General features: G+C 71.2%; 19 protein-coding genes. 10 read left to right on the forward strand and 9 right to left on the reverse strand.

What is annotated here, in order from left to right; translation table 11 throughout:
• Window positions 1-191: 191 nt before the first annotated feature.
• From ACIRC0_RS11440 to ACIRC0_RS11450, 3 genes are all read right to left on the reverse strand, one after another.
• Window positions 192-1,301 (reverse strand): ATP-binding protein, encoded by a 1,110-nt coding sequence (locus ACIRC0_RS11440; RefSeq protein ID WP_403614329.1) that lies wholly within the window; start codon window positions 1,299-1,301, stop codon window positions 192-194.
• Entirely contained in the window at window positions 1,298-2,035 is a 738-nt protein-coding gene (locus ACIRC0_RS11445; protein WP_103839275.1) for a response regulator transcription factor, read from the reverse strand. The genes ACIRC0_RS11440 and ACIRC0_RS11445 overlap by 4 nt, the downstream gene beginning before the upstream one ends.
• A 112-nt stretch (window positions 2,036-2,147) precedes the next feature.
• The gene (locus ACIRC0_RS11450; protein ID WP_403614332.1) at window positions 2,148-2,834 is read right to left on the reverse strand and encodes a spermidine synthase; all 687 of its coding nucleotides are present in this window, start codon (window positions 2,832-2,834) and stop codon (window positions 2,148-2,150) included.
• Between the two features lie 233 nt (window positions 2,835-3,067).
• On the opposite strand from ACIRC0_RS11450, the gene ACIRC0_RS11455 reads away from it, so the two are divergent.
• From ACIRC0_RS11455 to ACIRC0_RS11465, 3 genes are all read left to right on the forward strand, one after another.
• A complete protein-coding gene (locus ACIRC0_RS11455) occupies window positions 3,068-3,847 on the forward strand; it encodes a rhomboid-like protein (protein WP_403614334.1) in 780 nt (259 codons plus the stop codon).
• A 256-nt stretch (window positions 3,848-4,103) separates the two neighbouring features.
• Window positions 4,104-6,521 (forward strand): endopeptidase La, encoded by a 2,418-nt coding sequence (gene lon / locus ACIRC0_RS11460; protein ID WP_403614336.1) that lies wholly within the window; start codon window positions 4,104-4,106, stop codon window positions 6,519-6,521.
• 169 nt (window positions 6,522-6,690) lie between these two features.
• Entirely contained in the window at window positions 6,691-7,203 is a 513-nt protein-coding gene (locus tag ACIRC0_RS11465; RefSeq protein ID WP_403614339.1) for a MarR family winged helix-turn-helix transcriptional regulator, read from the forward strand.
• Between the two features lie 69 nt (window positions 7,204-7,272).
• Here ACIRC0_RS11465 and ACIRC0_RS11470 read toward each other — a convergent pair whose 3' ends face one another.
• On the reverse strand, window positions 7,273-8,061 hold the full coding sequence (locus ACIRC0_RS11470; RefSeq protein WP_403614342.1) for a protein phosphatase 2C domain-containing protein: 789 nt from the start codon (window positions 8,059-8,061) through the stop codon (window positions 7,273-7,275).
• A 373-nt stretch (window positions 8,062-8,434) separates the two neighbouring features.
• Here ACIRC0_RS11470 and ACIRC0_RS11475 point away from each other — a divergent pair, with 373 nt between their 5' ends.
• From ACIRC0_RS11475 to ACIRC0_RS11495, 5 genes are all read left to right on the forward strand, one after another.
• Window positions 8,435-11,443, forward strand: coding sequence for a nitrate- and nitrite sensing domain-containing protein (locus tag ACIRC0_RS11475; protein WP_403614344.1), 3,009 nt, complete (start codon window positions 8,435-8,437; stop codon window positions 11,441-11,443).
• The gene (locus ACIRC0_RS11480) at window positions 11,440-11,943 is read left to right on the forward strand and encodes a roadblock/LC7 domain-containing protein (protein ID WP_403614347.1); all 504 of its coding nucleotides are present in this window, start codon (window positions 11,440-11,442) and stop codon (window positions 11,941-11,943) included. The genes ACIRC0_RS11475 and ACIRC0_RS11480 overlap by 4 nt, the downstream gene beginning before the upstream one ends.
• Window positions 11,940-12,344, forward strand: a complete 405-nt coding sequence (locus ACIRC0_RS11485; protein ID WP_200419282.1) for a DUF742 domain-containing protein — start codon at window positions 11,940-11,942, stop codon at window positions 12,342-12,344. Before ACIRC0_RS11480 ends, ACIRC0_RS11485 begins: the two co-directional genes overlap by 4 nt.
• A complete protein-coding gene (locus tag ACIRC0_RS11490; protein WP_103839268.1) occupies window positions 12,325-12,963 on the forward strand; it encodes an ATP/GTP-binding protein in 639 nt (212 codons plus the stop codon). Before ACIRC0_RS11485 ends, ACIRC0_RS11490 begins: the two co-directional genes overlap by 20 nt.
• Window positions 12,964-13,150: 187 nt before the next feature.
• The gene (locus tag ACIRC0_RS11495; protein ID WP_403614351.1) at window positions 13,151-14,404 is read left to right on the forward strand and encodes a styrene monooxygenase/indole monooxygenase family protein; all 1,254 of its coding nucleotides are present in this window, start codon (window positions 13,151-13,153) and stop codon (window positions 14,402-14,404) included.
• Here the strand turns inward: ACIRC0_RS11495 and ACIRC0_RS11500 are convergent.
• The 4 genes from ACIRC0_RS11500 to ACIRC0_RS11515 form a co-directional block, all read right to left on the reverse strand.
• On the reverse strand, window positions 14,377-15,306 hold the full coding sequence (locus ACIRC0_RS11500; protein ID WP_403614354.1) for a hypothetical protein: 930 nt from the start codon (window positions 15,304-15,306) through the stop codon (window positions 14,377-14,379). The genes ACIRC0_RS11495 and ACIRC0_RS11500 overlap by 28 nt on opposite strands.
• Before the next feature lie 102 nt (window positions 15,307-15,408).
• On the reverse strand, window positions 15,409-15,723 hold the full coding sequence (locus tag ACIRC0_RS11505) for a hypothetical protein (protein WP_403614357.1): 315 nt from the start codon (window positions 15,721-15,723) through the stop codon (window positions 15,409-15,411).
• 10 nt (window positions 15,724-15,733) lie between these two features.
• A complete protein-coding gene (locus tag ACIRC0_RS11510; RefSeq protein ID WP_403614359.1) occupies window positions 15,734-16,459 on the reverse strand; it encodes a TetR/AcrR family transcriptional regulator in 726 nt (241 codons plus the stop codon).
• A 181-nt stretch (window positions 16,460-16,640) separates the two neighbouring features.
• A complete protein-coding gene (locus tag ACIRC0_RS11515; protein WP_403614361.1) occupies window positions 16,641-17,570 on the reverse strand; it encodes a diiron oxygenase in 930 nt (309 codons plus the stop codon).
• 137 nt (window positions 17,571-17,707) lie between these two features.
• Between ACIRC0_RS11515 and ACIRC0_RS11520 the strand changes: the two genes are divergently transcribed.
• Window positions 17,708-18,820 carry a ferritin-like domain-containing protein gene (locus ACIRC0_RS11520; protein ID WP_403614363.1) on the forward strand — a complete coding sequence of 371 codons (1,113 nt, stop codon included), beginning with the start codon at window positions 17,708-17,710 and terminating at the stop codon, window positions 18,818-18,820.
• 81 nt (window positions 18,821-18,901) lie between these two features.
• Window positions 18,902-19,540: a Uma2 family endonuclease gene (locus tag ACIRC0_RS11525; protein WP_403614365.1), complete on the forward strand. Its 639-nt coding sequence runs from the start codon at window positions 18,902-18,904 to the stop codon at window positions 19,538-19,540.
• On the opposite strand, the gene ACIRC0_RS11530 is transcribed toward ACIRC0_RS11525, so the two are convergent.
• The gene (locus ACIRC0_RS11530; protein ID WP_403614368.1) at window positions 19,485-19,976 is read right to left on the reverse strand and encodes a DUF3291 domain-containing protein; all 492 of its coding nucleotides are present in this window, start codon (window positions 19,974-19,976) and stop codon (window positions 19,485-19,487) included. The genes ACIRC0_RS11525 and ACIRC0_RS11530 overlap by 56 nt on opposite strands.
• Window positions 19,977-20,001 lie beyond the last annotated feature (25 nt).

Genomic DNA, 20,001 nt, shown 5'->3' on the forward strand with positions numbered 1-20,001 from the left:
TTCATCGTCGCGTAAGTCACATCAGAAAGTGCGTTTCAGGGGTTGAAATGGCGGGAAACAAGCGTGGTTCCGGTTGCGGACGGGTGCGACGACCCCGGCCCGGCGCGGGAAGTGCGCGGGCCTCTGCCTGATCACACGTGTCCGGCTGCGCGGACAGGCGTGGATCTTGTTGCTCCGCTTCGAACTTTACGTCAACTTGGAAGAGATGGCTCTCCCGGAAGGGTGACCTGGATCCGGCAGCCGCGCGGGGATTCGGCCACACCGATCCGGCCACCGTGCAGATCCACCGCCCAGCGGGCGATCGCCAGGCCGAGGCCCGTGCCGCCGTCGCTGCCGGGCCCGTGCGGCCGGTTCACGGCGCCGCGGTTGAAGCGCTCGAAGACCCGGTGCCACTCCGACTGGGGGATGCCGGGGCCCTCGTCCAGCACCTCCAGCTCCAGGGAGTCCGGGGCGGGGCCGCGCCGGGCCTTCACCGTGACGCGGCCGTGCGGCGGGCTGTGCTTGACCGCGTTGTCGATCAGGTTGGCGACGACCTGGTGGATCCGCTCCGGGTCCGCGTGCGCGGTCAGCTCCGGCGGGGAGACGTCGAGGTGCAGATGGACGTCCGTACGGGTGTGACTGCCGGAGCCCGAGGCGATGCCCGCGCGCGCGGAGGACACCATCTGGGCCTCCTTGAGGACGCCCGAGAGGTACGGCCACACCTCGAAGCGACGTTTCTTCAACGGAACGACGCCGTTGTCCAGGCGGGAGAGGTCCAGCAGCGTCTCCACCAGGCGGCCGAGGCGCTCGGTCTGCTTCAGCGCCGTGCGCATGGTCTCCGGGTCGGCCTCGGTGACCCCGTCGACGATGTTCTCCAGCACCGCGCGCAGGCCCGCGATGGGGGTGCGCAGCTCGTGCGAGACGTTCGCCACCAGCTCCTTGCGCTGCCTGTCCTGGGCCTCCAGCTCGTCGGCCATCAGGTTGATCGTCTGGGCCAGGTCGCCCATCTCGTCCCGGCGGTTGTCACGCACACGACGGCTGTAGTCGCCGTGCGAGATCGACCGGGCCACCGCGTTCATCTCGTCCAGCGGGGCGGTGAGCGAGTGGGCCACGAACTGCGTGATCAGCAGAGTGGCGATCATCGAGAACACCGTGATGAACCGCAGCTCGGTGGCGGTGCGCACCGCGATCATCAGCAGGCCCGTGGTGATGAACACCGAGATGACGACCAGCGCGCCCAGCTTGGTCTTGATCGAGAACGGACGTACGCCGCCCCAGGGCTGCCCGGGGTTCCTCCGCGCGGCCGACCGCCCGTCGCTCATGGCGTCGGGGTCTCCAGGGCGTAGCCCACGCCGTGCACCGTCCGGATGCGCTCGGCGCCGATCTTCCGCCGCAGTGCCTTGATGTGGCTGTCGACGGTGCGGGTGCCGGAGGCGTCCGCCCAGTCCCACACCTCGGCGAGCAGCTGCTCACGGGAGAGCACGGCGCGCGGCGTGTTGGCCAGGCACACCAGCAGATCGAACTCGGTGGGCGTCAGATGGACGTCCTCGCTGCGCACCCGCACCCGGCGCTGCGCATGGTCGATCTCCAGTTCACCGAGGCGGAGTATCCCGGTGCGCGGGGTCGCGGCGGCCAGCGCGGCCCGCTCCACCCGGCGCAGCAGCACGTGCACGCGCGCCGCCAGCTCCCGCATCGAGAACGGCTTGGTCATGTAGTCGTCGGCGCCGACACCGAGCCCGACCAGCATGTCGGTCTCGTCGTCGCGCGCGGTGAGCATCAGCACCGGCACCGGGCGCTGGGCCTGCACGCGCCGGCAGACCTCCAGGCCGTCGAAGCCCGGCAGCATGATGTCGAGGATCAGCAGGTCGGGCTGCCAGGCCTCCGCCGTGTCGACCGCCGCCGGACCGTCACCTGCCGTTTGCACGAGGAATCCCTCCGCGCGCAGACGGGTGGCGATGGCGTCGACGATCGTCTGGTCGTCCTCGACCACCAGGACGCGCCGCTGAGCGCCCGGGGTCGCCGTCGTGCCGTTGTGGGAGGTGTGTGTCTGCTCCATCGCCCGCCCCTGGGGTTGCTTTCCGGAATCCGTGGGGTGATCCCATGACTGCGTTTGACGCTTGAATGATCCGCGTCAGGGAAGCAGCGTACGGGGAGTTACCGCCGGTCGGCTATCCAGGTCCGATCGCGAGGTGCACGACGTCGGGAACGCCCCGGGCAACGGGCACCTCTTCGGTACGCACCTGCCGGAACCCGGCATTCCTAAGTGTTCCTTCAAATTCCGGAGAGGGCTCGGCCGACCACACCGCCAGCACACCGCCGGGTTTCAACACCCTTGCGCAGCTTGTGAGTCCGGCTGTCGAGTAGATGCTGCCGTTGTCGTCCGTCACGGTCCACGCGGGGCCGTTGTCGATGTCCAGGCAGAGGGCGTCGTACGTGTCCGATGTCTCATTGACGTGGGCGACCAGATCGGCCTCCACGATGCGGGTGCGCGGATCGGCGAGCGCGTCGGCGGACAGCGCGGACAGGGGGCCGTGGAGGTGCCAGTCGATGACGGCGCGTTCGCGTTCGACGACGGTGATGCGTCCCCAGCGGGGGTCGGCCGCGGCGTGCGCGAGCGAGAAGCCGACGCCGAGTCCGCCGATCAGCACGCTCGGTTCCGGGCGGCCGTCCAGGGCGTCCGACGCGGCCTGCACCAGCAGCCGTTCCGAGCGACCGTCGGAGGTGTCCATCAGGAAGCAGCCGTTGGCGATGATCTGCAGCAGCTCACCGTGGCGCCGCAGCACGACCTCGCCGTGCGGGCCCTCGCGACGGTCCAGGACCACCGGGGTCTCGTCGGTGTCGTACGGATGAGGCATGAACCACATTCTGGTGACCGGTGGGGCGCGGGACGACGGATTTTCCCCGGCGATCGAACTGATTTCCCGCAGCGGTCGAACGGACCGCCGATGCCGCCGGCAGCCGTGCGCGGTCACCCCGGACGCCGGAAACAGCTGGGAAGTTGCTGTGAATCGCGCCTCGGGTGGCGTCGGTCATAGACAGCGACCGGCGCGGCGCGAAGGGTGGAGCGTGACGGAAGGAGCGCCGCACCTTGGAACGTACGGTCTCGGCGGCTGACGCCATGCTCACGCCCCCCGAGACGGGCGCGCCGCTTCTGAACGGCATGCCGCGTCAGCGCACGGCGCCGCCGCCCGTCGAGCCCGCGGCCGCGCTCCCGGTGCGGTGGACGGCACCACGCGTGGCGTCGCTGCTGCCGAGCCCCACGCGGGCGCCGTTCACCTTCGGCTACGCCGCCGTGTTGCTGGTGACCTCGCTGTTCGCCCAGTTCGCCGACCCCTCGCTGATGGACGCGCTGTACCAGGGATCCAGCACGGACGTCGCGCATCTGATGCGCAGTCCGGTGGTGGTGCTGCTGGCCAGCGCGCTGTGGATCGCGGGCGGGATGATGTCGTACTACGCGCTCGTCTTCCTGGTCGTGCTGACGGCGCTGGAGCGGCGGATAGGCGGTGCCCGCACGGCGGTCGTCTTCCTGCTCGGGCATGTTCTCGCGACGCTGGGCACCGAGGTCCCGGTCGGCCTCGCGGTGCTGGCGGGCCATCTGCCGGACAGTTCACTGCACCGCCTCGACTACGGCATCAGCTTCGGCGTGGCGGCGAGCCTGGGCGCGCTGACGGGGTTGCTGCGGCCGTGGCTGCGCTGGACCGTGCTGATCGTGTTCACCGCGCTGCTCCTCCAGGACCTGGCCGAGTTCACGGACCCGCTGAGCAACTGGGGCCATCTGCTGGCGCTGGCGGTCGGCATCGCGACCTGGCCGCTGGTACGGCGCTGGGCCCGGACCGGAGCCGAGGTCACCCTGGCGCCGGTTCGATGACTCAGGCATCCGCCCTGCGGTTCCGCCGCGCGCCGCTCAACGCAGCACGGTCGCAGGCGCCGTCCCGGACGCCGTCCCGGCCTCTCACGGTGATCCGTCCCGGCCTCTGGCGGTGATCTCTCCCCCCGAGCCGCTCCGTGCCTGGTCACAGCACTCGCACCGACTGATCGCTGACAGCGAACAAGGGTCGGGGAACAATCGAATCCTCTGGTGCATTGAGCCTGCACAGCTCAACTTGACTGCCGAAGGGGAGATCATGGCTTCGACGTCCACACCGCTCACCCTGCCTGTGCTGCCGCTCGACGGCGAGGTTGTCCTGCCCGGCATGGTGGTCCCGCTGGACCTGAGCGACTCCGAGGTGCGCGCGGCGGTGGAGGCCGCCCAGGCGGCCGCCCGTTCCGAGCCCGGAAAGCCAAGGGTCCTGCTCGTTCCACGCATCGACGGCACCTACGCCGCCACCGGAGTCCTCGGCACCGTCGAGCAGGTCGGCCGGCTCGCGGACGGCGACCCGGGCGCCCTCATCCGCGGCCTGGGACGGGTGAAGATCGGTGCGGGCACCACCGGGCCCGGCGCGGCGCTCTGGGTCGAGGGAACACGCATCGACGAGACGGTTCCCGACCCGCTGCCCGGCCACGTCGCCGAACTCGTCAAGGAGTACAAGGCCCTCGCCACCAGCTGGCTGAAGAAGCGCGGCGCCTGGCAGGTCGTCGACCGAGTCCAGGCCATCGACGACGTCTCCGCGCTCGCCGACAACTCCGGCTACTCGCCCTTCCTCACCACCGAGCAGAAGGTGGAACTCCTGGAGACCGCCGACCCGGTGGCCCGGCTGAAGCTCGCCACCCAGCAGCTCCGCGACCACCTCGCCGAGCAGGAGGTCGCCGAGTCCATCGCCAAGGACGTCCAGGAGGGCGTCGACAAGCAGCAGCGCGAGTTCCTGCTGCGCCGCCAGCTGGAAGCCGTCCGCAAGGAGCTGCGCGAGCTGGGCGGCGACAGCCAGGAGGGTGAGGAGTCCGACGACTACCGCGCCCGCGTGGAGGCCGCCGACCTGCCCGAGAAGGTCCGTGAGGCCGCGCTCAAGGAGGTCGACAAGCTCGAGCGCACCAGCGACCAGTCCCCCGAGGGCTCCTGGATCCGCACCTGGCTCGACACCGTGCTCGAGATGCCCTGGAACGAGCGCACCGAGGACGCGTACGACATCCGCGGCGCCAGGGCCGTCCTGGACGCCGAGCACGCGGGCCTGGACGACGTGAAGGAGCGCATCACCGAGTACCTCGCGGTGCGCAAGCGGCGCGCCGAGCGGGGTCTCGGCGTGGTGGGCGGCCGCCGCGGCGGCGCCGTGCTGGCGCTCGTCGGCCCGCCCGGCGTCGGCAAGACCAGCCTCGGCGAGTCCGTCGCGCACGCCATGGGCCGCAAGTTCGTCCGCGTCGCCCTCGGCGGCGTCCGCGACGAAGCCGAGATCCGCGGCCACCGCCGTACGTACGTCGGCGCCCTGCCCGGCCGTGTCGTCCGCGCCATCAAGGAGGCCGGTTCCATGAACCCGGTCGTCCTGCTGGACGAGATCGACAAGGTGGGCTCCGACTTCCGCGGCGACCCGGCCGCGGCCCTGCTGGAGGTCCTGGACCCGGCGCAGAACCACACCTTCCGCGACCACTACCTGGAGGTCGAACTCGACCTGTCGGACGTGGTGTTCCTCGCCACGGCCAACGTCCTGGAGGCCATCCCGGAGGCGCTCGCCGACCGGATGGACATCGTCCGCCTGGACGGCTACACCGAGGACGAGAAGGTCGTCATCGCCCGTGACCACCTGCTCCCGCGCCAGCTGGAGCGGGCCGGTCTGAACAAGGACGAGGTCACGATCGACGAGGCCGCGCTGCGCAGGCTCGCCGGCGAGTACACCCGCGAGGCGGGCGTGCGCACCCTGGAGCGGTCCATCGCGCGGCTGCTGCGCAAGGTCACGGCCCAGCACGAACTCGGCGAGCGGGAGCTGCCGTTCACCGTCCGGGACGAGGACCTGCGCGGACTGCTCGGGCGCCCGCACCACGTGCCCGAGTCCGCCCAGGACCCGGCCGAGCGGCGCACGGCGGTCCCCGGTGTGGCGACCGGCCTGGCGGTCACCGGCGCGGGCGGCGACGTCCTCTACGTCGAGGCGTCGCTGGCCGACCCGGAGACGGGCGCGGCGGGCCTGACCCTGACCGGTCAGCTCGGCGACGTGATGAAGGAGTCCGCGCAGATCGCGCTCAGCTTCCTGCGCTCCCACGGCGCCGAACTGGAACTGCCCGTCGGCGACCTGAAGGACCGGGGCGTGCACATCCACTTCCCGGCGGGCGCGGTCCCCAAGGACGGCCCGAGCGCGGGCATCACGATGACGACCGCGCTGGCCTCGCTGCTGTCGGGCCGGCTGGTCCGCACGGACGTGGCGATGACCGGTGAGGTCTCGCTGACCGGCCGGGTCCTGCCGATCGGCGGCGTGAAGCAGAAGCTGCTCGCCGCGCACCGGGCGGGGGTCACCACGGTGATCATCCCCAAGCGCAACGAGCCCGACCTGGACGACGTCCCGGCGGAGGTGCTGGACAAGCTCGACGTCCACGCCGTCACCGACGTCCGCCAGGTCCTGGAGCTGGCGCTCGCACCCGCCACGAGCGACGCGACGCCGGAGGTTCCGGTGGCGGCGTGACGGACGCTGCCGGATGAGGGAAGGCCCGGGCTCCGTGAGGGAGGCCCGGGCCTTCGCCATGGACCGGTGCTGCCGTTGGTCTACGCCTGCGAAATACTGACGGAGCTGCGGCGACGGCGGCCTTCGGCGGAGACTTTCGAGGAACGGGATACCGGATCAGGTGACTGACGTGCACGAGGACGGAAACGGTGAGCGGCGTCCGGTGGACCCCGGCGCGTCGGCGGAGGGCGCAGACCGGTCCGGTGACGCGAACCAGGAGTTCCTGGCGCTCGAGCGCGAGCTGACCGTGTTCCTGCGGCGCGCCCGCGCCAACGCCGGCCAGATGGCCCGGGAGGTCCACCCGGACCTGGAGTCCGCCGCGTACGGGCTCCTCGTACGGCTGGACGAGTGCGGGCGTCAGCGCGCCACGGAACTCGCCGCCTACATCGGTGTCGGCAAGGCCACGATGTCCCGCCAGCTGCGCGCCCTGGAGGAGCTGGGTCTGGTCGCCCGGGAGCCCGACCCGGCCGACGGCCGCGCCTGGCTCGTGCACCTCACGGAGGAGGGCCACCGGCGTGTCGGCCGTGTACGCGAGGCCCGCCGCGCCCGCTATGTGCGCCAGCTCGCCCACTGGGACCCGCGCGAGGTGGCGGAACTGGCACGGCTGCTGCACCAGTTGAACCTCGGCATGGACAAGCAGTAGCCGTACGGGTGGCAGGAGCCCTGCGAGGCCGCCGGCCCTGCGGGGCGGGAGCCCTGCCGGGCGGGAGCTCTACGGCTCCACGTACACCACCGTCGCGTCGTCGTGCGTCTTGCTGCGGCCGAGGTACGCCCGTTCCTCGCGGTCGGCGCTCTCCAGCGCCCGTACGCGCTCCACCAGCGCCGCCGCGCCCTCCTTGCGGACGACCGTGAACAGATCCGTCCAGTCGCCCTGGCGGAACTTCTCCGTCCAGCGCGTCGCCCCGTCCGTCAGGCCCACCAGGGCGCGCACCCGCCCGCGCGGCAGTTCCCCGGTGACGGCGCGGGCTACGACCGAGGGGTCCGCCGCCGCCGTGAAGAATCCGCCCTCCTTGTTGCGGACCGTCGTGTCCACCAGCGCGTCCGTGGCCAGCGCCGCACGCGGGAGGCGGGCGAGGCGGTCGTCCAGGAGGGCGGTGACCGTGCCGTCGGGGGCCTCGACGAGGAGCGCCGAGTCCGACAGGACGAGGTACTCCACCGCGGCCTCGGACCAGCGGGCGAGGGCCACGGTCGCCTGGGGCGTGCGCGGGTGAGAAAGGTCACAAGTGGAGGCATGGGTGTCGGCGGTGCGGCGAACGGCCTCCGCGAGGATCTCCGACAGTGTCAGATCCCGGTGGGAAACGGACAGTTCGGTCAGCAGGCCGCCCAGGCGCGCACAGAACCAGGGGACGGAATGCAGACAGCCGTCGTCGCCGGCCGGCGGGGTCACCCCGTCCAGGACGACCAGCGCCCCGCCCTGCCCTGAAGCCGGAAGTGCGAGCGCGGCGAAGTCCTCGTTCGGGTGAGTCGCATCGCCGGGTTCGGACGTCAGCTCAATACGCATCCAGCCAGTCTGCACGAGGCCTTCACAAGGTCCACGAAAGGCTGTCAACGGTCGCCGAATCGATACGGGCGCGCAGGTCAGCCGCCTGGTTTGGTACGGAATAATCGCTTCCGGTGAAGCGTGGCGGCGAATATTGCCAAAGTGCGCCGCCGACGTCCAACCGGCCCACCGCGCAAGGCCTCCGCACGCGCCAGAGGAACTTGCCCGCCAACTCCCCACCGATGTTCACTCCTTCGGGTGGCGGGTCAGGCGAAGCGGGACCTCTGCCCACCGGCACTGGGAGGGTCGGAAGCCGTCGTACCGGGTCGGCATTCCCGTTGACGGAACGTCACCCCGGGCCCATGGGTACACGAGTGAGGAAGTGCGAGCACCGGTGCAGAAGACGCGGCCTCGGAGCACAGGCAAGCAGACGGCCCCCGCGCAGGGGGCCTCGTCCGAGTCCGCGGGCCACGGCCGCGCCGCCCATGTGCGCAACCGGCTGATCGTCGCCGTCGCCGTGGTAGCCGCCGCCATCGCCGGGGCCGGGGCGCCGAGTGTCATCGCCGCCTCCGAGCAGCTGCACGACTCCCAGAACCTGGTCACACTCGCCGAGCAGACCCAGGACGCGCTCGTCCTCGCCCACTCGCTGGCCGACGAACGGGACGAGGTCACCTCGTACGTGGCCGCCGGGCGCCCCGGGTCCAAGGCGCCCGCCGAGCAGCAGCAGGCCCGCGTCGACCGGGAGATCGAGGACCTGCGCGCCAACCCGGACCTCTCCACGGGCCTGCGCAAGGACCTCGACGACGTGGCCGCGGTGCGGCGGGCGGCGCTCACCGGGAAGAGCACCGCTCTCCAGGCGCACCAGGCGTACTCCGCCGCCATCACCGAGCTGCACGCGCTCGCCGAGCAGCTGGCCGACCAGATGCCGCCGCGCGCCGGCTCCGGCGCCCACTCCCTCGCCGAGCTCGACACCGCCGTGCAGCAGGCCGCCGCCGCCCGCGGACTGCTCCTCGCGGCCCTGAACATCCCGCACACCACCCGGACCGTCATCAGCCCGGTCACCGGCCTGCCGACCACCACCAGCACCTCCTCGGCCGCCGACACCAAGCAGCGGGACGCGCTCACCGCCGCCGCCCAGCAGGCCGCCGTCCGCTCCGACGCGGCGATCGCCGGCTTCCGCGACACCGCGCCCGCCGCGGCCAAGTCCTCCTACGACTCCACGGTCACCGGCCCCGAGGTCTCCTCCGCCGAGAAGTACCTCGCCTCCCTCACCGACCAGCCCACCCTCGCCGACAGCGACCTCGACCTGAGCACCAAGAAGGTCGACGCCGCCCTCTCCGCCCGCGTCGACCTGATGCGCGGCGTCGAGTCCTCCCTCTACGAGGCCCGCAGCAAGGACCTCGCCCGGCTGCGCGACGACGACGTCACCGCGCTGGAGATCCGCATCGCCGTCCTCGGCGCCATCCTGCTGGTCGCCGTCGGCATCGCCATGGCCATGGCCCGCAGCCTCACCCGCCCGCTCGCCGTGCTCCGCCTCGGCACCGCGCGCGTGGCCGCCGACCCGGCCGGCGAGGAACCGGTGAAGTTCACCGGCCGCAACGACGAGTTCGCGCAGGTCGTCCGCTCCGTCAACGCCCTGCACGCGCATGCCGTCGCCCTCCAGGAGCGCCTCTCGACCCTGGAGGCCGACCGCAAGCACCTCGTCGGCCAGCGGCAGACCATGGCCGACGAGCGCGAGCGGCTGCGCGCCGAACTCGCCCAGGCCGCCGCCCATCTGCAGCAGGTCCGGCACAGCATCCACTCCACCTTCGTCAACCTCGCCCTGCGCACCCTCGGCCTGGTCGAGCGCCAGCTGACCGTCATCGAGGGCCTGGAGGAACGGGAGCAGGACCCGGAGCGGCTGTCCACGCTGTTCAAGCTCGACCACTTCGCCACGGTCATGCGCCGCCACAGCGAGAACCTCCTCGTCCTGGCCGGCGCCGAGCACGTCCAGCAGCACGCCGGGCCGGTGCCGCTCGTCGACGTGGTGCGCGCCGCGGTCAGCGAGATCGAGCGCTACGAGCGCGTCCGTATCGCCGCACTGCCCCCGCACGCGCACGTCGCCGGGTTCGCCGCCGACGACCTGTCGCACCTGGTGGCCGAACTGCTGGAGAACGCCACCTCCTTCTCGCCGCCCGACGTCCCCGTCGAGATCTCCGGCTGGCTCCTGGAGAGCGGCGAGGTGATGCTCTCCGTGCAGGACGAGGGCATCGGCATGGCCGCCGAACGGATGAGCCGGCTCAACGCCCGGCTCGCCGACTTCGACCCGGAGGACTCCTACGACCAGGAGAGCGGCGAGGGCCTCGGGCTCGGCCTGTACGTGGTGGCCCGCCTCGCCCACCGGCACGGCGTGCGCGTGCAGCTGCGGGAGCAGAAGCAGGGCGGCATCGCGGCCGTCGTGGTCCTGCCTAAGCCGCTGCTCGCCGAGGCGCCGGCCGCGGCCGTACCCGCCGGGGCCCCGGTGGCCGGGGGCGCGGCCTCCTTCTCGCTGCCCGGCGCGGACGCGGAGGTCAACTCCAACGTCCTCAGCGGCCGTGCGCGACTCGCGCCGGGGAGGCCCGAGGGCGACGAGGACCCCCTGATCGCGGCGGCGGAGGAGGCCGTACGGGAGCGGGAGGAGAGCGAGCAGCGGCAGGAGCCCGCCGACGGTGAGGAACCCGGGCGGGACGACTGGGGCGCATCACGCGCCGAACCCGTACGGGACGACTGGGACGCACCGCGCGCCGAATCCGTACAGGACGACTGGGACGCCCCGCGCGCCGAACCCGTACGCGAGCCCGCCGCGCCGGAGCCCGCCGCCGAGCCCGAGTTCGGTCCCGAGACCACGATGGAGCTGTTCCTTCCGTCGCCCCGCGTGGAGCCGTCGCCCCGGGCGGAGGAGTCCGCCCCGGCCGTCGACATCCCCGCCCAGGCGGCCGGCGACCCCTACGCCATCGGCCCGGAGAGCCACGAACGCACGGTGGACGAGGGCGAGCCGCGGCCCGCCGCGCAGGCGCCCCGCACCACCGCTCCCGAGCCGCCCGCGCCGGAGGCACCCCAGGAGCCCGAGGCGCCTGAGGAGCCCGAGACCCCCCGGCTCACCGCCAAGGGGCTCCCCAAGCGCACCCCCAAGATCTCCGCGCCCGCTCCGGCCCCGCGACCGCGCGCCGGCGGCGTGGACGCCGAGGCGCTGCGCCGCAGGCTCGGCGGGTTCCACCGGGGAGCCAAGGAGGGCTTCCGCCACGTCGAGGCGGAGATCGCCGAGCGGACGGGGGAGACCAAGGCACCCGGGCACCGGCCCACGGCCCCACCTCAGCACGCGACACCCGGCACCGCACAGGACGTTGAATCATCGGGGGGCACAGTCGAGGAGGCAAGCAGTTGACCGCGTCCAGTACCTTCGGACTGAGCAGTGAAGCCCGCAACCTGCACTGGCTGCTGACCAACCTGGTGGAGGAGGTGCCCGGCATCCTGTCGGTCGCGGTGGTCTCCTCCGACGGCCTGCTCCTGCTCTCGTCCGACCCCGGCCGCATTGCGGAAGCCCGCGCGGGCCGCGACGGAGGGCCCGGCGGCCCCAAGGGGTCCGCCGCCGACCTCGCCACCATCGTCTCCGGCATCGGCAGCCTCACGATCGGCGCCGCCAAGCTGATGGACGCCGGCCGGGTCAAGCACACGATGGTCGCCATGGACGAGGGCAGTCTGTTCGTCATGTCCATCAGCGACGGCTCGCTGCTCGGCGTGCACGGCTCCGCGGACTGCGACATGAGCGTGGTGGCGTACCACATGGCGCTCTTCGTCGGCCGCGCCGGACACGTCCTGACCCCCGAACTCCGCAGCGAGCTGCGCAGGTCCCTCGAGGCCGAGTCGGCAGGGAGCGCCCGATGAGCGGCACACAGAAGAAACTTCCCGTCCGCGGCGGCGAGCGCAAACCCGCCCGCGTACGCCCCTACTCCCTGACCGGGGGCCGCACCCGCTTCGGCCACGTCCTGCTCGTCGAGACCTTCGTCGCCGCCCTGGACGCCCCCGAGGAGCGGCGGGAACTGACGAATGGTTCACTGTCCACCCGCGTGATGCCGGAGATGCGGGCCATCGTCGAACTGTGCCGCCGTATGCGCACGGTGGCGGAGATCGCGGCACTGCTGAAGATGCCGCTCGGGGTGGTCCGCGTGCTCCTGAGCGACCTCGCGGACCAGGGAAAGATCCGTGTGTACGGAACCGGTCACGGCACGGGACAGCCGGACCGCGCTCTGCTGGAAAGGGTGCTGAGTGGACTCCGTCGTCTCTGACGCCGCCCCGGGCGTCGACCGACTCGTCGAGCCCGACGAGGAACTGAAGGCCTGGCAGACGGACCGTACGCGTGCCCCGATAGCCACGAAGATAGTGGTGGCGGGCGGCTTCGGCGTCGGCAAGACCACCCTGGTGAGTGCCGTCTCGGAGATCACGCCCCTGCAGACCGAGGCGCTGATGACCGAGGCCAGTGAGGAGACCGACGACCTCACCGGTACCCCGGACAAGCTCACCACCACCGTGGCCATGGACTTCGGCCGCATCACGCTCGACGACGACCTGGTGCTGTACCTCTTCGGCACGCCGGGCCAGCAGCGGTTCTGGTTCATGTGGGACGACCTGGTGCGCGGCGCGATCGGGGCGGTCGTCATGGCCGACACCCGCCGGCTCGCGGACTGCTTCCCGGCGCTCGACTACTTCGAGAGCAGCGGCCTGCCGTACATGGTCGCCGTCAACCACTTCGACGGCAGCGAGCGGTTCGAACCCGAGGATGTGCGCGAGGCCCTCACCATTCCCGCACACATACCTGTCATGATCATGGACGCGCGCCGCCGGATCTCGGTGATCGAGACCCTTCTGGCCCTGGTGGGCCACGCGCTGGACGTCACCCCGGAGTAGTCCCCCGGCAGTGAGCAAGCCGAAGGGGCGCGCCGGTGTCGAGGGACCAGGGGGTCCCCCCTGCTCGAGCGAAGTCGAGAGCTCGGGAGAGCGCGGAGGCCCGAAGGGCTGAGCACGATCGGGCCCTCGGCACCGGCTTCAGCGCCCCGGAGGCGAACGAGTCAAAAAGATAGGGAGCACCACCCGCATGCGGAAGATACTCGTCGTCGGAGCCGGTCAGTCCGGACTCCAGCTCGCCCTCGGCCTCCAGTCGCACGGGTACGAGGTCACCCTGATGTCCAACCGGACCGCGGACGAGATCCGTACCGGCCGGGTCATGTCGACGCAGTGCATGTTCGACACGGCGCTGCAGCACGAGCGCGACCTGAAGCTGAACTTCTGGGAGTCCCAGGCCCCGAAGATCGAAGGACTCGGCGTGTCCGTCGCCGCTCCCGGCTCGTTCGACCCGGGCCCGTCGCAGCGCGCGATCGACTGGGTGGCGAAGCTCGACGGGTACGCGCAGTCGGTCGACCAGCGGCTGAAGATGGCCGGCTGGATGGAGACGTTCGCGCAGCGCGGCGGCCAGCTCGTCATCCACGGCGCGGCGGTCTCCGACCTCGACTACTTCTCCCGCACCTACGACCTGGTGCTGGTGTCGGCAGGCAAGGGCGAGCTGGTGTCGATGTTCGCTCGGGACCCGGAGCGGTCCCCGTACAGCGAGCCGCAGCGCGCGCTCGCCGTGTCGTACGTCCACGGCCTCGGGCCGCGCACCGAGCACCCGGACTTCGACGCGGTCCGCTGCAACCTGGTCCCGGGCGTCGGCGAGCTGTTCGTCATGCCGACGCTCACCACCTCCGGCCGCGCGGACATCCTGTTCTGGGAGGGCATACCCGGCGGCCCGCTCGACGTCTTCAAGGGCGTCAAGGACCCCGGCGAGCACCTCTCCCTGACCCTGGAACTCATGGAGAAGTTCACTCCCTGGGAGTATGCGCGGGCCACGAAGGTGGAGCTGACCGACGCCGGCGGCACGCTGGCCGGGCGGTACGCGCCCACCGTGCGCAAGCCGATCGGGCGGCTGCCCGGTGGCGGACTGGTGCTCGGCGTCGCCGACGTGGTCGTGGCGAACGACCCGATCACCGGGCAGGGCTCCAACTCGGCGTCCAAGTGCGCGGCCGCCTATCTGGCCTCGATCCTCGAACACGGGGACAAGGAATTCGACGAGGCGTGGATGCAGCAGACGTTCGACCGCTACTGGGAGACGGCGCGCCACGTGACCAAGTGGACCAACGCGATGCTGGGCGTGCCGCCGGAGCACGTGCTGAACCTGATCGGGGCGGCTGGGGCCGTGCCGCCGGTGGCGCACCGGATCGCCAACGGGTTCAACGACCCCTCGGACTTCGAGAACTTCTTCTACGAGCCGCAGAAGGCCGAGGCCTACCTGGCGTCGGTGGCCGGCGCCTGACCCGACGCCCCCGGGCGCACGGTGCCGTACGCCGTCGGGCCCTCGGCCGTCGGCGTACGCTCCGCGCCGGGCGCACCGGAGGCCGGGGCCGTCTGCTCGGCCGCCGCGGCCGTCTCCTGCTCGAACCGGGCCAGGGCGGCCAGCTGTTCGGGGGTGAGGGAGGCGAGCCGCTTCTCGATGTCCTTGAGCCGCTGTTCGACGTCGTCCCGCGCCTTCCTCTGCTGGTCGGCGAGGGTGAGCTGGTCGTCCAGCGCCTTACGGGCCGCGCGGGCCAGGGCGTCTGCGCTCCTCTCGGCGTAGGTCAGCTGGTTCACGGTCGCGGCCCGCTCCCGCGTCAACTGGCCGATCAGATGCCCCTCGTCGAGCGCGTGCTGTGGATCGCGGGCGAACAGCAGGCGTACGTACGGGGAGAGGGCCGCGCTGCTCTGGTACTGCTGCCTGGCCAGCCGTCCGGCCGCGAGGCGGCTGCTCTGCAGGTCGAGCCGGGTCCTGGCGAGCTCCCCGTCGAGCCGGGCCACCTCCGCCTGGCGCTGCTTCAGCTTCTCGGTGGTGGTGTCGTAGGTCTGGGTGGCCTGCTCCGCCGCCCGGTAGAGCTGCTGAAGGTCCGTCAGGAGCTGGGCGACGGGTGGGGTGCTCGGCTGGACCGTGGTGGTGGGGACGGGGTCCGGTTGGGCCGTGTTGCCGGGGTCGGGGTTCGGCTGGGCCGTGTTGCCGGGCACGGGGTTCGGCTGGGGCATGGCGCTGGGGCCGGTGTCCGGCTGGGTGGTGGCGCTGGGCGCGGGGTCCGGTTGGGCCGTGGTGGTGGGGACGGGGTCCGGGACGGCGATCGCCGGCGCGGCGGCGAGCAAGGCCCACGTGGTCACCGCCGCAGCACTCGCCAGGCGCAGCAACCCTTCTGACATGTCATCACCTCCGGATGCCGGGTGGTCCCTCCACCTCGCACCGGCAGGATGAGACGGGTGCGGCCCGTGCGCGCGCCGAGTGGTCGGTTCGGCGCAGCGAGGTCACTCGTGGGCGGTGTCCGGGCCGCCTCCCGGCGTGGCGCCTGGCGTCCGGCGCGGCTTCGACCACGGCCACCGCGGGCGGCCGCCGGTGTCCCCCTCCGGGTCGTACTCGTACTTCCAGCCCGGGTGGAGACCGAACCTGCCGCTCGGGCCCGCCTGGACGCGACGGTAGACGAGGACGGTGGGCGGACCGCCGGCCGCGTCCGGGACCGGCACGCGGTAGGTCTTCGGGGGGTGCCCGGTGACGCCGAGCAGGACGGGCAGGACGCGCCCGTCCAGGGGGCCGCCGACGAACGGGGTGTCTTGGCTCTTCACGGCACCAGTGTCACAGCAGGTGACCGGCGTCGCCGAGCACGGGCAGGACGCGCCGGGCCAGCGCGCCGACCGGGCCCTCGGCGCTCTCCAGGGCCAGCGCGGAGCGGACCACGGCGGCGGTCTGCGCATCACGTCCCGCGGTGGCCACCAGGCAGGCCACGAACTGCTCCACCAGCCAGTCCCGCAACTCCTCGACCGGGGGCTGCTTGTCCTGGTCGAGCCAGATGAGGGAGGCGGCCTCGACGGAGGTGATCCACATACGTACGGTCATCCGCAGCCCGGGGCCGGGGTCCTCGACGCCGAGGTGGCTGAGGATGTGCTCCGCCGCGGCCCGGCGTACGCCGTCGACTATGGCGGTGGTGCGGGACGTCTCGGCCACGCTGCCGCCCTGGAGCAGGGCGCTGAAACCGGCGTCGTGCCGGGCGACGAAGGCGAGGTAGCGGTCGAGAGCACGGGCCAGGCGGTGGCTGAGCGGGCCCTCGGGGGGTTCGGCGAAGCACTGCCGGAGGTCGTCGGCGGCGGAGCGGAGGGCGGCCTCGTAGAGCTGCTGCTTGCCGCCGGGGAAGTACCGGTAGACGAGGGGGCGGGAGACACCGGCCGCCTCGGCCACGTCGTCGAGGGAGACCTCCTCGGGGGCGCGGTGCGCGAAGAGGGTGAGCGCGGCGTCGAGGAGTTGCCTGCGGCGTTCTTCCACGCTGAGCCTTCGGTACGCGCGCGTGGTGGCCTCGGAGGTCATGTTCGCAGCGTAATCGTGTCGCCGGGAGGATGAGGCACCCGGAGCTGCGGTGGCCGTGCCGGAGGCTGCGCCCCCAGACCCCATCGGCCTGAACGGCCTCGTCCTCAAACTCCGCCAAGCCCTTCGAGCAGGGAGGGACCCCCAGACGGGCTGGAAAGGCCGGCCGGAAGCCGGGACGTACTCATGCCAGCAACCCCGACGACCTCCACAACCGTCGGCCCACACCCCTGAGCACCCCGATGTCGTCCAGGAAGTCCGTCAGCCGCTTCGCTCCCGTCTGCATGATCTCCCGGCGGTGGCCGCTCGCCTTCACCTGTGCCATCGCCTCCCGCTTGTCCAGGCCCACGTTCGTGTAGACCTCCGGGTTCACGAAGGCCACCGAGAACACCCGTGCGAACTCGCCGGACGTGATGCGGGTGAACTCCTGCGACCACCGCGGAGCGGTCAGCATCTGGCGGCGCAGTTCCTCGCGGGCGTAGCGGACGTGGCGGGCCTCCTCGACCACGTGGATACGGGTGACCCCGCGGATCAGCGGCTGCACCCGCTCGTCGGGGAACGTCAGCCGCTGCATCCAGTCCAGGACCTCCTCGCCCAGCAGCGTGGCCGTGAACGAGCCCGGTGTGGTCGAGATCGTCTTGAAGACGCGGCCCAGGTTCTGGTGCACCCGGCTCACCGGGTACCAGGGCGTGTCGCCGTGCCCGATCAGCCGGGCGAACATCTTCGAGTGCCGGCACTCGTCCTCGATCTCGGTCAGCGCGTACCGCACGTGCGCGCTCGTCGCCGCCTTGTCGTAGATGTGCCGGACCAGCAGCTGCATCAGGATGATCTCGAACCAGATGCCGAGCGAGGCGAGCGCCGCGGCCTCGTGCTGGGAGAGCCGGATCCGCTGCTCCTCGCTCATCCGCCGCCACAGCGGTGTGTCGTACAGCGACACCAGCTCCGGGGGCCAGAACCACTTGCCTTCCTCGTAGGGCGCGTCCCAGTCCAGTTCCTCGTCCGGGTCGAAGGAGTGTTTGGCGGAGGAGGCGAGGAGCCGCTCCGCCACCTGCTCCCGGTCCTTGAGCAGTCCCAGCGCATCGTGCAGCACGTCTGCTTCGGTCACGGTCGTCATCGCTGTGCCCACCACCTCGTCGTACGGGCCGCCTGTTACCCGCGGTCACGGTCTTATGAGACTGCTTGTCAGCAAGGACGTCAATCCCTTGCGTTCCACTTGTTGACGCGGCGTCTACCTCATGTGAGCGTGTGCTCATGCCGACGTTTGAGCTGTACGCCAAGGAGCCGGAGGAACCCCTCTGGCAGGTGCCCGCGAGTGGCGCGGCCCGCTTCAGCTGGGAGTACGACGACGGGCGCGACCGGCTGCTGGCCCTGTACCAGAAGGGCAAGGACAAGCAGTGGGACGGGCAGAAGCGGATCGACTGGGACCTGGAGGTGGACCCGTACGACCCGCTCGGCACACCGGACGAGGCGATGACCCTGTACGGAACGCCGTACTGGGCGAAGATGACCGACAAGGACAAGGGCGAGCTGCGCAAGCACTACGCCTCCTGGCAGTTCAGCCAGTTCCTGCACGGCGAGCAGGGCGCGATGATCTGCGCGGCGCGGATCGTGGAGTCGGTCCCCGACCTGGACGCCAAGTTCTACTCGGCGACCCAGACGATGGACGAGGCGCGGCACGCGGAGATCTACGGCCGCTTCCTGCACGAGAAGATCGGGATGCTCTACCCGATCAACGACAACCTCCAGGCACTGCTCGGGGACACCCTGCGGGACAGTCGCTGGGACATGCCGTACCTCGGCATGCAGGTCCTCATCGAGGGCCTGGCGCTCGCCGCCTTCGGCATGATCCGCGACACCACGGACAAGCCGCTGCCCAAGCAGATCCTCGCCTACGTCATGCAGGACGAGGCCCGGCACGTCGCCTTCGGGCGGATGGCCCTGCGGGACTACTACAAGCAGCTCACGGACGCCGAACTGCGCGAGCGCGAGGAGTTCGTCATCGAGGGCTGCTACCTGATGCGGGACCGGCTGCGCGGGGTGGAGGTGCTGGAGAACTTCGGCGTCCCCAAGGCCGAGGCGGAGGCGTACAGCGAGAAGTCCGAATTCCTCCAGCTGTTCCGGCAGTTGCTGTTCAGCCGCATCGTGCCGTGCGTGAAGGACATCGGCCTGTGGGGCAAGCGCCTCCAGCAGGCCTACGTCGACATGGGCGTCTTCGAGATGGGCGACTCGAACCTGGACCTGCTGATGGCCCAGGACGAGGAGATCGCCGAGAAGCTGGACGCGGAGCGCTTCGCGGCGGAGGAGCGGGAGCGGGTCGCCGAGGTGGAGGAGGCCATCGAGGAGGGGCAACGCCTCAGCGGTTGATCACTCGATCGACGGGCGAATCGGCATATTCGTCTGGGTAGGCTGGCCGTACCAGGCAGACTCCGCCGCATGGGAGTAATCATGAGCGCCGCACGTGACTACGGGCTGGACGAGGACTACGAGTGGCCCCGTCCGCCGGTCGGCGGCTGGACGGCGGATGACTTGGACCGGCTCCCGAACCTTCCTCCGCACACGGAGCTGATCGACGGGAGCCTGGTTTTCGTGAGTCCGCAGACCTCGTTCCACATGCGCACGATCCGACTGCTGGACATCGCTCTGCTCGACCGGGCTCCGGACGAATTCGAGGTCTACCGCGAGTTCACCGTGACGCTCGACCGCCGCAACCGTCTGGAGCCGGACGTCCTGGTGGTCCGCGCCGGTGCTGACACCGGGCCCAGGGACACACGGCTCCTTCCCAAGGATGTCATTCTCGCCGTCGAGGTCGTGTCCGAGGACTCCGTGGAGCGTGACCGCGAGGCCAAGCCCCGCAAGTACGCCGCCGCAGGCATCCGGCATTTCTGGAGGGTCGAGCAGAACAACGGCCTTCCCGTTGTCTACGTTTACGAGCTCGACCCGCAGACCCAGGCGTACGTGCCCACCGGCATTCACCACGACAAGCTGAGGCTGACCGTCCCGTTCCCCATCGACATCGACCTCACCGCCATCAACCGCCGGCCGCCGGTCGCCCCTCCCCCGGAGGGAACGACGTCCGCAGAGTGAACGCGTACTCCGTCGGCCCGTGCGCGCGGAGGTGAAGCAGCCGCTCCTCCGCCTCCGCCACCGTCGGGCGGTGGCCCGCCGGTACCCACCACAGCGCCGTGAACGCCTCCTCGAGCCGCTCGAACCACTCCCGGCGCCGCGCCAGCATCTCCCGGTGCTGCCCCTGGTACATGAAAGCCGTGAGGGCGTTCGTGTCCCGCCATGTCGACATGTTGATGATCAGCCACTCGTCGCCCAGCACGGGGATGTCCGTGGCGTTGCCCGAGTCGCTCTGCAGCCGCCACACGAAACCGTCGGCCCCGTCGGCCGCCGCGTTCACCGGATCCAGGGCCTCCACGAAGTCCTTCAACTGCGGTGAGTCCAGCGGGGCCTTGAGGCGGGCGATGTTGACCTCGGCGAGTTCGTAGGCGGCTTTCGGCTGCTGGGTGGTCGTCATGGAACCGAACGGTAGGTCGGCCGGA

It is taken from the genome of Streptomyces sp. NPDC093984 (assembly GCF_044764595.1).
Classification (GTDB): domain Bacteria; phylum Actinomycetota; class Actinomycetes; order Streptomycetales; family Streptomycetaceae; genus Streptomyces; species Streptomyces cynarae.